The following is a 14,163-nucleotide window of genomic DNA, read 5'->3' as shown; positions in this document are numbered from 1 at the left end:
CGTGTGTCCGAGAGTAGCGTTGCGCTGGTGACTTACCGTTGTTAAGTTACCGACGTTAGTCCAGAGCCGAGAGGACGCCGAGTGCTGCAGCGAATCGCACATCTGGCCATAGCGGCGCCCCGGCGCATCATCGCGATTGCGGTCCTGGTGATGGTCGCGTGCGGGATCTTCGGCATCCCTGTCGCCAAACACCTCTCCGCGGGCGGTTTCCAGGACCCTACGTCGGAGTCGGCGAAGGCCACCCAGCTCTTGGTCGACAAGTTCGGTCAGGGCGACATGGAGCTGATCCTCAGCGTGCATTCCGACGAGGGCGCGCAGAGCCCGACCGCCCGCGCTGTCGGGGAGGAACTCGCCGCCGAACTGCGGGCCGCACCGTCCGTCGTCGGGGTGACCTCGCTTTGGAGCGCACCGCCGACCGCCGCGCCTTCGCTGATCAGCGAGGACGGGAAGACCGGGTTGATCGTCGCCGGCATCACAGGCGGTGAAAGCGCCGCGCAGAAACATGCCAAGGAACTCTCCGAGCGTCTCGTGCACGACCGCGACGGCGTCACCGTGCGCGCCGGCGGCGAGGCCATGATCTACGTGCAGATCAACGGGCAGAGCGAAAGAGACCTCCTGAAGATGGAGGCGATCGCGATCCCGCTGTGCTTCGTGGCGCTGGTCTGGGTGTTCGGCGGCCTGCTCGCCGCCGCGCTGCCGTTGGCCATCGGTGGTCTCGCGATCCTCGGTTCGATGGCGGTGCTGCGCGGCGTCACCTACCTCACCGATGTGTCAATCTTCGCCCTGAACCTCACGGTCGCACTCGGTTTGGCGCTCGCAATCGACTACACGCTGTTGATCATCAGCCGGTATCGCGACGAGCTCGCCGATGGCGTGGAACCCGACTCGGCGTTGGTGCGCACGATGGTGACCGCCGGGCGCACCGTGTTGTTCTCGGCGATGACGGTCGCGCTGTCCATGGTCGCGATGGTGTTGTTCCCGATGTACTTCCTGAAGTCGTTCGCGTACGCGGGAATTGCGGTGGTGACGTTCGCGGCCGTCGCTGCGGTGGTGGTCGCGCCCGCGGCGATCGTCCTGCTCGGCGACCGGTTGGATTCGCTGGATGTGCGGCGGTTCGGTCGACGGCTGTTCGGCAGGCCGGAGCCGGAGCGCAAACCGATCGAGCAGTCGTTCTGGTACCGCTGCACGAAAGTCGTGATGCGCCGGGCGCTTCCGATCGGGCTCGCGATCGTCACGCTGCTGCTGGTCCTCGGCGCGCCGTTCCTCAACGCCCGCTGGGGGTTCCCGGACGAGCGGGTGCTGCCTCAGTCCGCGTCGGCGCGCCAGGTCGGCGACGAGCTGCGCAACGACTTCGCCGTCGACTCGGCCCGCAACATCACCGTCGTCATACCGGACACCAAGGGAATCACGCCCGCGATGGTGGACCGTTACGCCGCCGATCTTTCGCGGGTTGCCGACGTGTCGTCGGTGTCGGCTCCGGGCGGCACGTTCGTCGACGGTAGTTCGGTCGGGCCGCCGTCGGCCGCGACCGGCGTCAAGGACGGCAGCGCTTTTCTCACGGTCGCCAGTGAAGCGCCGCTGTACAGCGATGCCTCCGAAGCGCAGCTCGACCGGCTGGAGGCCGTGAGCACTCCCGCCGATGTTCCGGTGCTGCTGACCGGCACCGCACAACTGAACCGGGACAGTGCCTCGGCGATCACGTCGCGGCTGCCGCTGGTGCTCGGGGTGATCGGGGCCATCACCTTCGTGCTGCTCTTCCTGCTCACCGGGAGCGTGGTGCTGCCGGTGAAGGCGTTGATACTCAACGTCTTATCACTGACGGCCGCATTCGGTGCGCTGGTGTGGATCTTCCAGGAAGGCCATCTCGGCGCGCTGGGCACCACGCCGACAGGAACCTTGGTGGCCAACATGCCGGTGTTGTTGTTCTGCATCGCGTTCGGGCTGTCGATGGACTACGAGGTCTTCCTGGTCTCGCGTATCCGCGAGTTCTGGCTGCAGTTGGGCAAGGACCCGACGATGTCCGCGCGTGCCCGCAACGATGAGAGCGTGGCCCTCGGCCTGGCCAGGACCGGCCGCGTGGTGACCGCGGCGGCGCTGCTGATGTCGATCTCGTTCGCCGCGTTGATCGCCGCGGAGGTGTCGTTCATGCGGATGTTCGGCGTGGGGCTGACGCTGGCGGTGCTGGCCGACGCGACGCTGGTGCGGATGGGACTGGTGCCGGCGTTCATGCATCTGCTCGGCCGGTGGAATTGGTGGGCGCCCAAGCCGCTGGCGCGGCTGCACGAACGGATCGGCTTGACGGAGTCGGTCGAACCGTCGCTTGCCGCCGGCGAGAGCCCGGTCGAACCGGCGGGTACGCGATGAAACGGCGACGCGCTCCGCGGGGGTCCGGCGAGCAGCTGCGCGACGAAATCCTCGACGCCACCACCGATCTGCTGCTCGAGTCAGGCAACGCGAAAGAGGTGTCGATCAGGTCGGTGGCGCAGCGGGTCGGGGTGACCCCGCCGTCGATCTATCTGCACTTCGCCGATAAGGACGCCCTGCTCGATGCGGTGTGCGCACGGTACTTCGAGAAGCTCGACGAGGAGATGCAAAGTGTGGCGGCAGGACAGCCGTCGACCATCGAGGTGCTGCGTGCCCAAGGGTTGGCGTATGTCCGGTTCGCGATGAAAACCCCTGAGCTGTACCGCATTGCGACGATGGGAGACAGCCGGCCGGGCAGCGATGTGGATATCGCGCTGAACAGCTCGGCATTCGTGCATCTGCGCAGCGCGGTTGAGGGACTGATGGCGGAGGAGACCTATCCACCTGGGGATGCGACCGCGACGGCGCTGGAATTGATGACCGTTGCGCACGGGGTCGCGGCAATGCTGATCTCCAAGCCGTACCTTCCATGGGGGGATGTCGAGGACTTCGCCGACCGGGTCCTGAAGGCCGTATGTCTTGGCCATATCGCCCGGGGCGCGGTGGACCTCGATGCGCCACCACCGGAAACCGTCGCTCAGTTGAAGGGAATGCTCTATGTCGGACACGGTCGATAACCCGTTCTTCGCTCGGTTGTGGACGGTGATGTCCACCCACGAGACCGATGCCATCCGGCAGCTCAGGCGCGAGAACCTCGCCGGCTTGTCGGGACGGGTGCTGGAGGTCGGTGCGGGCACCGGAACGAACTTCGAGTTCTACCCCGACACGGTCAGCGAGGTGGTGGCCGTCGAGCCCGAACGCCGTCTCGCCGAGCAGGCGCGGCGGGCCGCGGTTGGGGCCCGCGTGCCCGTCACCGTCAGTGCCGACACGGTGGAGCACTTCGCCGCCGCGGGCAGCGAGCCGTTCGACGCGGTCGTCTGCTCGCTGGTGCTGTGTTCGATCGACGACTCGGATACGGTTCTGCGCCAGCTGCTTTCGTTGCTGCGGCCGGGTGGTGAGCTGCGCTATCTCGAGCACATCGCCAGTGACGGCGGCCGCGGGCGGCTGCAGAGAATCGCCGACGCGACAGTGTGGCCGCGACTGTTCGGAAACTGCCACACTCACCGCCACACCGAGCAGAGCATCGTGGGCGCGGGTTTCGAGGTCGAGGGTGCTCGGCGGGAATGGACAATGCCGAGGTGGGTGCCGCTACCCGTCGCCGAGTTCGCGATCGGGCGGGCGGTCAAGCCTGCATGATGTGTGTGCGCTTCGGAGCGGTGAGGCTAGTTGAGGAGGGCCGGCAGTCGCTGCAGCAGGTTCGGCAGTGCACTGGCCGCCGTTTCGCGCAGTGACGCCGTCGCGGAGTCGGACAGCGGTGTGCGTTCCGGGTTGACCTCGATGACCGGGGTGCCGTTGGCCAGTGCGATCTCGGGTAGGCCCGCCGCGGGATAGACGATCGACGAGGTGCCGACGACGATCACCAGGTCGGCGCCGCTGACCGCCTCAACCGATCGCTGCCATGCGTCCTCGGGCAGCGCCTCGCCGAACCAGACCACGTTGGGCCTGATGAGCCCGCCGCACACACACCGCGGCGGGTCGACGGTCTCCACGGGTTCGGGCATGTCGGGTAGCTCACCGGAATACGTCTCCTGGCAGCGATCGCAGCGGAACTCGAACAGGCTTCCGTGCACGTGGTAAACGTTCTTGCTGCCCGCTCGCTCGTGCAGGTCGTCGACGTTCTGGGTGGCGACGTGCACGTCGGCGTAGTCCTGCCAGGCGGCGACGGCCCGGTGGCCATCGTTGGGATGCACCGCGCTCATCATGCGGTGGCGCCACAGATACCACGCCCACACCTTCTCCGGGTGTGCCCGCCACCCGTCCGAGCTGGAGATTTCATATGGGTCGACCTTCGCCCACAGTCCGGTTTCGACATCGCGGAACGTCGGCACCCCGCTTTCGGCCGAGATGCCCGCACCGCTGAGGACCGTCACTTGCACATGACCAAACTAGCCGCTGTGGGCGATACTGAGCACGTGGCCGGGTTGGGGGATTGGGTACGCATCGACCAGCGCTCGTCGGGGGCCTTGTTCGACCAGCTCAGAACGCAGATCATCGACGGGGTGCGCGACGGCAGGCTGCCGCCGGGAACGCGGTTGCCGACGGTGCGCGAGCTGGCGGGCCAGCTCGGGCTCGCGGTGAACACCGTGGCGCGGGCTTACCGCGAGTTGGAGGCGGCGGGAATCCTCGAAACCCGCGGCCGCTTCGGCACATTCGTCGCACATGCGGATCCCGTCGACGGAGCGATGGCCACCGCGGCGAACACGTTCGTGTCGGCGGCCAAGACGCTCGGCGTCGGCAGGGACGACGCGCTGCGGTATGTGGAAGCGGCGTTCGGTTGATTTCGGCGAGCTAGCCGAATTCGAGCAGGGTGAAGACCGGTCGCACGGAATCGAACCACGGCAGCCGCTGAGCCCCCCACATCAGCGCGTTGAGCACCTTGCCGCGTCCAGGCGGCAGCGCGATGTCGTGCACCGCGCGGATCCCGGGGATCTCGTTGACGAGGTTGGCGACCTGCGAGGGCGTCATGTGGAACGGCATGGGCGGGACGCGGTAGCTGAACGACGGCCGCAACAGGCCGCGGCTGATCAACCGGGCGAACCACGCCGGTGGCAGCTCGAACAGCATTCGTCCGCCGGGGAAGCGGGCCGCGCACTCGCCGATCAGGCCGAGTGCCTCCTCCGGCTGCAGATACATCAGCAGACCTTCGGCGGTGATGAACACGCCGTGTTCGGTGTCGACCTGGTCCATCCAGCTGTAGTCGAGCGCCGACTGGGCCAGCATGCGCACCCGATCCGATGCGGGCAGCAGACGTCGGCGCAGTTCGATGACCGGTGGGAGATCCACGGTGAGCCACTGAAATTCGTGTCCCACATCAGCGGCATCGATGCGGTAGAAGCTGGTCTGGAGCCCCTCGGCGAGCGCCACCACCGTGGCGCGAGGATGGTCGCCGAGGTAGCGTCGCGTCTCGCGGTCGAACGCCAGGGCCCGCACCGCCATGTCCTGGCGGCGCGACAGCCCGAATTTGGAGAAGTCGAAGTCGATGGAGTCGGCGAGCTGGATCGCCATCGGGTCGTCGATCAGTCGGTCCGGTCGACGGGCCTCCGTGGCCCGCACGTTCAGCGTCATCAGCGCGGTCTCGGAGACACCGGTCAGTATGGTGGCGTCGGCCTTGGCGGACTCGGCGTTCGATTCGGAACTCACCTGCTCGAATGTACCTAGCGCAGGACTTTGTCCAACGTCCGCAGGTTCCTGGTGGTGGTCGACGACTTGTACCGTTTCTTGCCCATGGTCTTGCCGATCGTGGTGTCGAGCGTCGCGGCCTTGGGCACCTGCCAGTAGATGACGCCATCGCCCCGCTCGATCTTCTCCTCGGGCGCGGCCGACTCGGCCAGACCGGCGAGCTCGTCGAGCACCTGTTCGTCGGTCACGAACGTGACGTAGGAGTGGTGGTCGGGGACCTCGCGCTCGAAGGGGTAGGCGCGCGAGATCGCCGCGACGGTGTCGATCGGGTAGGCCAGCACCCAGGCGTCGTATCCGAACGTGTCGCGCAGCGCCTTCTCGGCCTTCTTCCGCACCACGTCGACCTTCGACCCGCTCTCGAACAGCACGTTGCCGCTGGCGAGAATCGTTCGTACCGAACGGAACCCGGCTTCCTCGAAGGCCTTCGCGACGTCAGCCATCTTGAGGTTGACGCCGCCGACGTTGACCCCTCGCAGGAAGGCGGCGTAGCGCGTCATCAGCCGAACTCCAGCAGGGTGTGGCTGGGCCGGCCTCTGCGCAGGAAGCCGAGGCGGTCCCACATCGGCGAGGCCAACACCTTGTACAGTCCACGCCCCGGAATCATGGGGAGGTCGTGGGCGGCGCGCACACCGGGAATGCGCCCGGCAAGCGCGACCGCCTCGTCGGGCGTCATCGCGAACGGCATCGGTGGGGTGACGTAGCGGTCGGAGAGCTTCAGTTTGCCGCGCATCGTGCGTCGACTGAACCAGGGCGGCACGTTGTCGAACACCATCCGGCCGCCGGGGAAGCGGGCCGCGCAGTCGCGGATCAGGCCGAGTGCGTCGTCGGGGTCCAGATACATCAGCAGGCCCTCGGTGGTGATGAACACCCCGTTCGACGCGTCGATGCGGTCCATCCAGCTGCGGTCCAGCGCTGACTGCGCCAGCGGGACGATACGCTCGTCGTGCGGTAACAGCTTCTCCCGCAAGGCCACGACAGGTGGGAGATCGACTGAGTACCAGGTCAATTCGTCGGTGACGCCCTGCCGCTTCAGGCGCCAGAAACTGGTCTGCAGGCCTTCGGCGAGCGCGACCACCGAGGCTTTCGGATGCGCGGTCAGATACTCGCGGGTGGCGGCGTCGAAGGCGAGAGCCCGGACCGCGTGCGACTGATTGGGTCTGCCGAACTTGCCGTAGTCGTAATCGATGGCGTCGAACAGCGTGACCGCCCACGGGTCGCGGAGCACCCCGTCGGAGCGCTTGGCTTCGCTGGCGCGAAAGTACAGCGTCCACAGCGCGGTCGCGGATACGCCTTCGAGCACGTTGCCGTCGATTCGGGGTGCAGGAGCGGTCACATCTCGATGGTAGAGACGTAGGCTTCGAGCATGGGACGCCACGTGTTCGATGACAAACTGCTCGCGTTGATCGGCGGAAACTCCCTGGGCGTCCTGGCGACCATCAAACGCGACGGTCGTCCGCAGCTGTCAAATGTGTCGTACTACTTCGATTCGCGCGCGTTGACCATCCAGGTGTCGATCACCGAGCCGCGGGCCAAGACCCGTAACCTGCGGCGCGATCCGCGCGCCTCGCTTCACGTCAGCTCGGACGACGGCTGGTCCTACGCGGTCGCCGAGGGTGATGCGGCACTCACGCCGCCCGCGGCGTCACCGGACGACGACACCGTGGAGGGTCTGATCGCGTTGTACCGCAACATCGCCGGCGAACATCCCGACTGGGACGACTACCGGCGCGCGATGGTCGACGACCGCCGGGTCTTGATGACGCTGCCGATCAGCCACGTCTACGGCATGCCGCCCGGCAAGCGCTGAAAGCGGGCGACGCCCGCCGGCCCCACGGGCTAGGCTGCCGTCATGGCTGAGACACCGGAAGACGACACCAAGCGCAAGTTCCGGGAGGCGTTGGAGCGCAAGAAGGCCAAGTCTGCAGGTGGTGGCGACCACAAGGACGGCGGCGCCAAACAGCCGCGCACGCACGGGCCGGTCGAGCATCGCAGGGAGTTCCGCCGCAAGAGCGGCTAGCTAGCGGGACGCGCGCGCTTCGCGGACCAGGATCGCCGCCAGGCAGATCCCGGCGAGCACGGCCACCGCCACCGCGAAACTCATGCCCGCCGTTCGTAATCCCCATTGCTCGGCGGCCAGGCCCTCGCCGACGACCGGCAGCGAGATGGCCACATAGCCGATGACGAAGTAGGTCGAGTTGACCTCGGCGCGGCGGTCGGCCGGGCTGTGTTCGGAGATGGCGGCCAGGCCGCGGCTGAAACTCATCCCCTGGCCCGCGCCCGACACCACGGCAGCCGCGATGAGCCCGATCAACGACGAGAGTTGAAGGGCCGCTGCGAGAATCGCCATCCCGGCGACCAGGATCGTGCAGCCGATGGCCAGCGCCCGCTGCGGCTGCACGGTGTTGGTAGCGATCTGGGTCAGGGCGGACGCGGCGAAGATCGAGCCGGCGATGAGCCCGGCGACGGCCTGGTTGTCGATGCCGACGATTTCGGTCACGAAGGCCGGCGCGACGGCGGCGAACAGGCCGGTGACGGCGAATCCGGCGAAGCCTGCGATCGCGGCGAGGATGAACACCGAGCGCACCTCGGGCGGTACCGCCAACCGCTGCAGCGCGATGCGTCCTGACCGCGGTGAGGTCTCGGGCACCAGCAGCACCGCCGCTCCCGCCAGTGCCGCCAGCACGATGTGCACGATGAAGCTCAGGTGCAGCGGCATCGGCGCGTACTCGACCAACACGCCGGCCAGCATCGGACCGGCCCCCAGCCCGCCGATGTTGGCGACGGTCGCGACCGCGGCGGCCCGGCTGCGCCAGTGCGGCGGTGCGGCCTCGATGACTGCGGCGGTGGCCGTCCCGGTGAAGACGCCCGCGGACAGTCCGGAGAACACGCGCCCGACAACCAACAGCGGCACCGAGTCCGCGACCAGGAACACCCCGGCACTCATCAGCGCCGCGACGACACCGCCGAGCAGCAGCGGGCGCCTGCCGATCGCATCGGACCAGCGTCCGAACGCCAGCAGCGCGAACAGCACACCGCCCGCATAGGCCGCGTAGACCACGGTGGTGGTCGCCACCGAGAACCGCATCTGCTCGCCGTAGAGCGCGTACATCGGCGTCGGCATCGTGGTGCCGAGCATGATCGCCGCGAATGCGTACGCCAGTAGCGGGAACGTCCAGCGCGTGCTCACGCGGGTCGGAGCCTCAGCCACGAGGAGGTGCAACTTTCCGCGCCGAAATTGCATTCCAGCAGCCGGTCACTCGGACTTTGCCTGCCGGAATGCAATTTCGCGCAGTTGAACTCAGTGGGCGACGGCCTTCTCGGCGCCGACGCCGGTCAGCGAGCGCACCTCGAACTCGGCATTGATGTCCGGATCGCCCCGGTCCGATGAGGTCAGGGTGCCCAGGGCGCCGAGCAGGAAAGCCAATGGGATCGACACGATGCCGGGGTTGGCGAGCGGGAACCATGCGAAGTCGACGCTGGGCAGCATCGCGGTCTTCGATCCCGACACGGCCGGGGAGAACACGATCAGCACGATCGTCGAGATCAGACCGCCGTACATGCTCCACAACGCGCCGCGGGTGTTGAACCGCGGCCAGTACAGCGAGTACAGGATGGTCGGCAGGTTGGCCGCCGCGGCCACCGCGAAGGCGAGCGCGACCAGGAACGCGATGTTCTGTTCGGCGGCCAGCACGCCAAGGCCGATCGCGAAGACACCCAGCACCACGACCGTGATCCGCGAGACCCGCACCTGCTCGCTCTCGCTGACCCGGTCGCTCTTGAGCACGCTGGCATAGATGTCGTGCGCGAACGACGTTGCCGCCGTGATGGTCAGGCCGGCAACTACGGCGAGGATCGTCGCGAACGCGACCGCCGAGATGATGCCGAGCAGGATCACCCCGCCGAGTTCGAACGCCAGAAGCGGTGCGGCCGAGTTCTGCCCGCCGGGGGCGGCCAGGATGGTGTCGGGCCCGACGAGCGCCGCGGCGCCGTAACCGAGGGCGAGGGTGAACAGGTAGAACGCGCCGATGAGCGCGATCGCCCAGACCACCGAGCGGCGCGCCTCCTTGGCGGTCGGCACCGTGTAGAAGCGCATCAGCACGTGCGGCAGGCCCGCGGTGCCCAGCACCAGCGCCAGCGCCAACGAGATGAAGTTGATCTGCGATGTCAACGACGCGCCGTACTGCGCGCCGGGGGCCAGGACGTCGCGGGCGGCGACGGCCTCGTTCGACGAACCCGAGACGGCCGACTGGGCTGCGCCGAGGATCTCGGAGAAGTTCGCACCGAACTTGGCGAGCACCCACACCGTCATCAGCGCCGTGCCGCCGATCAACAGCACGGCCTTGATGATCTGCACCCAGGTGGTGCCCTTCATGCCGCCGATCAGCACGTAGACGATCATCAGGACACCGACGACGGCGATCACGACGGCCTGGCCGAAATCGCTGGTGACGTTGAGCAGCAGCGCGACAAGTCCGCCCGCGCCGGCCATCTGCGCCAGCAGATAGAACAGGCAGACCGCAAGTGTCGTCGTGGCCGCTGCGAGGCGCACCGGGCGCTGCCTGAGCCGGAAGCTCAGCACGTCGGCCATCGTGAATTTCCCTGCGTTGCGCAGTAATTCGGCGACCAACAGCAGCGCGACGAGCCAGGCCACCAGGAAGCCGATGGAGTAGAGGAAGCCGTCGTAGCCGTAGACCGCGATCGCACCCGCGATGCCCAGGAAGCTGGCGGCGGACAGATAGTCACCGGAGATCGCGATGCCGTTCTGGGGGCCGGTGAACGACCGCCCGGCCGTGAAGAACTCGGCGGCGGTGGCGTTGCGCTTGCTCGCGCGGATCACGATGTACAGCGTCACCGCGACGAACAGCCCGAAGATGCCGATGTTGGCGGCGGGGTTGCCGACGTTCGGGTCGACGGCCAGCAAGGTGGTCATACCGCACCGCCTTCCAGTTTGGTGCGGATGGCCTCGGCCCGCGGGTCGAGCTCGCGGTTGGCAAAGCGTACGTACAGGCCGGTGATCACGAACGTGGAGACGAACTGACCGACGCCGATCAACAGCCCGACGTTGATGTCGCCCCACACCTTGATCGCCATGAAGTCGTGGGCGAAGGCACCCAGGATCACGTAGGCGGCATACCAGATGAGGAACACCGCGCTCATCGGAAAGACGAAGCGGCGCAACCTGGAACGCAACTCTTGAAACTCCGGGCTGGCTTGTACGGTTCGGTATTCCTCGCCGCTGATCGGGGTATCCCGATGGGGTAGGTCTGTCTGGGACATCTCAACTCCTGGACCTCGGCCGGTGGACGGATCAGTTGCTGGTAGGTGACTTTCGTTCACGGGTAGCCGCTGGCTCTCCCGACACGCCGACAGGGGAGGGCAGGTTGTGAATGCCGAGGAACAAGAGAAGGGCGGTTACCGATCTGAGCATGGTTGCGTATGCGAAACATTGCCACACCCGGTCGTGGAAGTCGGCAAAGCTCACTGCCGATGAAACGCGATCAATCGACTTACGAGAATCGCGTCACGCCATCGTGCGTTCCGCCTCGCGAGCAGCGCGCTTCTCCTCGTAGTGCTTCGCCTTCGCATCGAGCGCCGCGAGGAAGAACGAGAGCTCGTCGCGAGCCTGCTCACCAGCCGACCCGAAGTCGGTGCGCTCGAAGACTCGCCAGAACCGGAGCACGGGCTGGATCACCGCGTCATGATGCAAGCGCAGGTCGTAGATGCCGGCTTTGGCGATCGTGATCGCGTTCTTGGCGTAATCCGTCATGCCCTGTCCCGGCATCTGAAATCCAACCACTTCGTCGCGGATTGTCTGCATGGCTGCGTCGGGCGCGATGTCGAGCGCTGCGTCCATGAGGTTCCGGTAAAAGATCATGTGGAGGTTCTCGTCGGTGGATATCCGAGCGAGCAGTTGCTCCGCGAGCGGACAGCCGGTCGCGCGTCCGGTGTTTCGGTGCGCGATTCGGGTGGCCAGTTCCTGGAAGGAGACGTAAGCCAGTGCCTGTAGCACAGTCTTGTCACCGCTGTCGTAACCGGCCACCATATGCTCCATGCGCAGCGCCTCCAGCCGGACCGGATCGACACCACGCGTGACGATGAGATAGTCGCGTATCGCGATCGCGTGTCGAGCTTCTTCGGCCGTCCAGCGACCGACCCACTGCCCCCAGGCGCCATCGCGTCCGAAGCGGGTGGCGATCTCGCGGTGATAAGAAGGCAGGTTGTCCTCGGTCAGCAAGTTGACGATCATGGCCGTTTGGGCGACTGGATCGAGCGGCGAGTCCTCGGGCCGCCAATCGGTGCCCCCGAGGAACGAGAAGTCGCGCCCGCGTGACCAGGGCACGTAATCATGGGGCTGCCACTCTTTCGCAGCGCTGAGGTGGCGGTCGAGGTTCGCTGCGACGACCGGCTCCAGTTCGGACAGCACAGCGGCGTGTAGATCTGGCACGCGGCTACGCTACCGTAACTTACGGTCGAGTAGCTGCGTTTTGGAGATTTGCTATGCCGACAAGAGCAAGAACTGACTGGCGCGATAATCGTCACTCCAGTTTGCGGTGCAAATTCATGTGGCCGCAATTGTGAGCTCAAGTCCGAGCCGGCTCATCTGCTAACGCAATCGCTCCCCTCTTGCCGGAAAACATCGGGCGTCACAGGTGGTTTCGCGACGAGGTTGATCTGGGTGACGGGTGTAGCTGTTCTCAACATGGAGTGCTGCTAGCAGCATCGCGCAGTTTTAAACTGGCGGCGTGGCGAAACTGCAGCTTGTCCAAGATCCCGCGGCCGACGCGCTGCTGGAATCCAACCCGTTCGCATTGCTGACCGGGATGCTGCTCGATCAGCAGTACCCGATGGAGGCCGCGTTTGCAGGTCCGAAGAAGATCGCCGACCGCCTCGGTGGCTTCGATGTCCGCGAGATCGCCGACTACGACCCCGAGAAGTTCGTCGAGTTGTGCTCTAAAACCCCTGCAATCCACCGGTTTCCGGGTTCGATGGCTAAACGGGTACAGGCGCTGGCGCAGTTGATCGTCGATCGCTACCGCGGTGATGCGGCCGCGCTGTGGACCGAGGGCGACCCGGACGGCGCCGAGGTGCTGCGTCGGCTCAAGGCCCTGCCGGGGTTCGGGGAGCAGAAGGCGAAGATCTTTCTGGCTCTGCTCGGCAAGCAGTACGGCGTGACCCCAGAAGGTTGGCGCAAGGCCGCCGGCGACTACGGCAAGGCGGGCTCGTACCGGTCGGTGGCCGACGTTGTCGACGCCGGTTCGCTGGAGAAGGTGCGGTCGTACAAGAAGCAGGCGAAGGCAGCCGCCAAGGCCGCAAAGGGTTAGACCGCGGCGTCTTCGGAATCCAGGCGGGCCAGCGTCTTGATGACGGATGCGACGACGCGGCCGGTGGAGGTCCCGGTGTCGAGGCCCTCTTTGAGAGTGCGAAGCCGAAGGCCGCGCTCGCAGAGTTCGGCGATGGTGCGGGTGACCTCGGTTCCGGTGCGGCCGAGCCGGTCGAGCGCGACCACGACGATGGTGTCGCCGGAACGGGCGTAGCTCAACATGGAGTGTAGGCCCGCGCCGATGCGGTCGGCGGAATCAGAAAGCCGGTCGGTGAACACCCGCCGGGGGTCGACACCTGCAGCGTTGAGCGCCGCGAGCTGACCCTCGAGGCCCTGCTCGGCGGTGCTTGCTGTGGCGTAGCCCAGCGTGCAGGTCACTTTCCCAAGGTCGCATGAAACGCCTGGCGAGCGGAATCGACTAAGCCATATCGAGTCTGGTTGCCGACCGAACTGTTACCGGACGTCACCCGTCATGCGCCGAACGGCTCTCCGTCGAAGCGCTCCCAGCTGGCGATCTCGGCAACGGGTTTGCGGGTCAACTTCGTCAGCTGGCGGACCGGCTTGCCGAGCGGCAGTACAGCGGCGACCGCGTAGTTGTCCGGGATGCCCAGCAACTCACACACCCGCGGCTCTTCGGCGACGGCGGCAGTGGTGAGCACACCGCCGTACCCCTCGTTGCGGGCGGCCAGCAGGATGTTCCAGACGAACGGGTATACCGAGGCGCCCGCGACCAGACCCACACGGTCGAGGTGCTGATCGAACGCGGCCACGACGCCCAGATCGACGCAGACCACCAGCACCACCTCGGCGGTGCGCAGCGGTGACTGGTTCGGCACGTTGATCGCCGAGATGGTCTGCTCGTCAACCCGACAGGGATGCAACGGATTCCACGGGCTTTCGCCGTTGCGCAGCTGCGCGAGGTAGCGCTTGGCCCCGGGTATCGCGCATTCGATCAGCGCCTCGCGTGTTGCGGTATCGCGCACCACGACGACCCGAGTGCCTTGGCGGTTGCCGCCGCTCGGCGCGAAGCGGGCATTGTCGAGAATGCGCTCGAGGACGTCGTCGGGCAGCGGGTCGCCGGTGTACTCGCGCACTGCAGCCGTTGTGCGCATGACGTCGTAGAGATCCATGGCTATATC

The 14,163-nt window shown here is 66.5% G+C and carries 17 protein-coding genes; 7 read left to right on the top strand and 10 right to left on the bottom strand.

Annotated elements, in window-relative coordinates; all coding sequences use genetic code 11:
* Positions 1-81 precede the first annotated feature (81 nt).
* From CEX88_RS06875 to CEX88_RS06865, 3 genes are read left to right on the top strand one after another with little or no spacing between them, the layout of a single operon-like run.
* Positions 82-2,364, top strand: coding sequence for an MMPL family transporter (locus CEX88_RS06875; RefSeq protein ID WP_094292912.1), 2,283 nt, complete (start codon positions 82-84; stop codon positions 2,362-2,364).
* Positions 2,361-3,041, top strand: a complete 681-nt coding sequence (locus CEX88_RS06870; RefSeq protein ID WP_094292911.1) for a TetR/AcrR family transcriptional regulator — start codon at positions 2,361-2,363, stop codon at positions 3,039-3,041. The genes CEX88_RS06875 and CEX88_RS06870 overlap by 4 nt, the downstream gene beginning before the upstream one ends.
* Complete coding sequence (locus CEX88_RS06865) at positions 3,022-3,660, top strand: class I SAM-dependent methyltransferase (RefSeq protein ID WP_094292910.1); 639 nt, start codon at positions 3,022-3,024, stop codon at positions 3,658-3,660. Before CEX88_RS06870 ends, CEX88_RS06865 begins: the two co-directional genes overlap by 20 nt.
* Positions 3,661-3,686: 26 nt before the next feature.
* Here the strand turns inward: CEX88_RS06865 and CEX88_RS06860 are convergent, their stop codons facing one another.
* Positions 3,687-4,400 carry an NAD-dependent deacylase gene (locus tag CEX88_RS06860; RefSeq protein ID WP_094292909.1) on the bottom strand — a complete coding sequence of 238 codons (714 nt, stop codon included), beginning with the start codon at positions 4,398-4,400 and terminating at the stop codon, positions 3,687-3,689.
* 36 nt (positions 4,401-4,436) lie between these two features.
* Here CEX88_RS06860 and CEX88_RS06855 point away from each other — a divergent pair, with 36 nt between their 5' ends.
* The gene (locus CEX88_RS06855) at positions 4,437-4,802 is read left to right on the top strand and encodes an Rv1152 family transcriptional regulator (RefSeq protein ID WP_066847485.1); all 366 of its coding nucleotides are present in this window, start codon (positions 4,437-4,439) and stop codon (positions 4,800-4,802) included.
* A gap of 10 nt (positions 4,803-4,812) precedes the next feature.
* Here CEX88_RS06855 and CEX88_RS06850 read toward each other — a convergent pair whose 3' ends face one another.
* From CEX88_RS06850 to CEX88_RS06840, 3 genes are all read right to left on the bottom strand, one after another.
* Complete coding sequence (locus CEX88_RS06850; protein WP_082961790.1) at positions 4,813-5,589, bottom strand: class I SAM-dependent methyltransferase; 777 nt, start codon at positions 5,587-5,589, stop codon at positions 4,813-4,815.
* A gap of 89 nt (positions 5,590-5,678) precedes the next feature.
* Complete coding sequence (locus tag CEX88_RS06845; RefSeq protein WP_094292908.1) at positions 5,679-6,200, bottom strand: DUF1697 domain-containing protein; 522 nt, start codon at positions 6,198-6,200, stop codon at positions 5,679-5,681.
* On the bottom strand, positions 6,200-7,036 hold the full coding sequence (locus CEX88_RS06840; protein ID WP_202931396.1) for a class I SAM-dependent methyltransferase: 837 nt from the start codon (positions 7,034-7,036) through the stop codon (positions 6,200-6,202). The genes CEX88_RS06845 and CEX88_RS06840 overlap by 1 nt, the downstream gene beginning before the upstream one ends.
* Positions 7,037-7,066: 30 nt before the next feature.
* Between CEX88_RS06840 and CEX88_RS06835 the strand changes: the two genes are divergently transcribed.
* Both CEX88_RS06835 and CEX88_RS06830 read left to right on the top strand, forming a co-directional pair.
* Positions 7,067-7,510: a PPOX class F420-dependent oxidoreductase gene (locus tag CEX88_RS06835; RefSeq protein WP_066847492.1), complete on the top strand. Its 444-nt coding sequence runs from the start codon at positions 7,067-7,069 to the stop codon at positions 7,508-7,510.
* Between the two features lie 42 nt (positions 7,511-7,552).
* Positions 7,553-7,720: a DUF5302 domain-containing protein gene (locus tag CEX88_RS06830; RefSeq protein WP_094289178.1), complete on the top strand. Its 168-nt coding sequence runs from the start codon at positions 7,553-7,555 to the stop codon at positions 7,718-7,720.
* On the opposite strand, the gene CEX88_RS06825 is transcribed toward CEX88_RS06830, so the two are convergent.
* From CEX88_RS06825 to CEX88_RS06810, 4 genes are all read right to left on the bottom strand, one after another.
* Entirely contained in the window at positions 7,721-8,890 is a 1,170-nt protein-coding gene (locus tag CEX88_RS06825; RefSeq protein ID WP_420799195.1) for an MFS transporter, read from the bottom strand.
* Between the two features lie 111 nt (positions 8,891-9,001).
* Positions 9,002-10,633 (bottom strand): solute symporter family protein, encoded by a 1,632-nt coding sequence (locus CEX88_RS06820; protein ID WP_094292906.1) that lies wholly within the window; start codon positions 10,631-10,633, stop codon positions 9,002-9,004.
* The gene (locus CEX88_RS06815; RefSeq protein WP_094292905.1) at positions 10,630-10,980 is read right to left on the bottom strand and encodes a DUF485 domain-containing protein; all 351 of its coding nucleotides are present in this window, start codon (positions 10,978-10,980) and stop codon (positions 10,630-10,632) included. The genes CEX88_RS06820 and CEX88_RS06815 overlap by 4 nt, the downstream gene beginning before the upstream one ends.
* A gap of 244 nt (positions 10,981-11,224) precedes the next feature.
* Positions 11,225-12,127, bottom strand: a complete 903-nt coding sequence (locus CEX88_RS06810; protein WP_238381977.1) for an acyl-ACP desaturase — start codon at positions 12,125-12,127, stop codon at positions 11,225-11,227.
* Between the two features lie 319 nt (positions 12,128-12,446).
* Here CEX88_RS06810 and CEX88_RS06805 point away from each other — a divergent pair, with 319 nt between their 5' ends.
* Positions 12,447-13,025: an HhH-GPD-type base excision DNA repair protein gene (locus CEX88_RS06805; RefSeq protein ID WP_066847508.1), complete on the top strand. Its 579-nt coding sequence runs from the start codon at positions 12,447-12,449 to the stop codon at positions 13,023-13,025.
* Here the strand turns inward: CEX88_RS06805 and CEX88_RS06800 are convergent.
* Both CEX88_RS06800 and CEX88_RS06795 read right to left on the bottom strand, forming a co-directional pair.
* Positions 13,022-13,402, bottom strand: coding sequence for a recombinase family protein (locus tag CEX88_RS06800; protein WP_064397985.1), 381 nt, complete (start codon positions 13,400-13,402; stop codon positions 13,022-13,024). The genes CEX88_RS06805 and CEX88_RS06800 overlap by 4 nt on opposite strands.
* Before the next feature lie 92 nt (positions 13,403-13,494).
* Positions 13,495-14,154: a nitroreductase family protein gene (locus tag CEX88_RS06795; RefSeq protein ID WP_094292903.1), complete on the bottom strand. Its 660-nt coding sequence runs from the start codon at positions 14,152-14,154 to the stop codon at positions 13,495-13,497.
* Positions 14,155-14,163: the final 9 nt, after the last annotated feature.

It is taken from the genome of Mycobacterium neumannii, assembly GCF_002245615.1.
Lineage (GTDB): Bacteria > Actinomycetota > Actinomycetes > Mycobacteriales > Mycobacteriaceae > Mycobacterium > Mycobacterium neumannii_A.
Note: the sequence above shows the minus strand (reverse complement) of the source record. Positions and strands in the feature narration are given on the sequence as shown.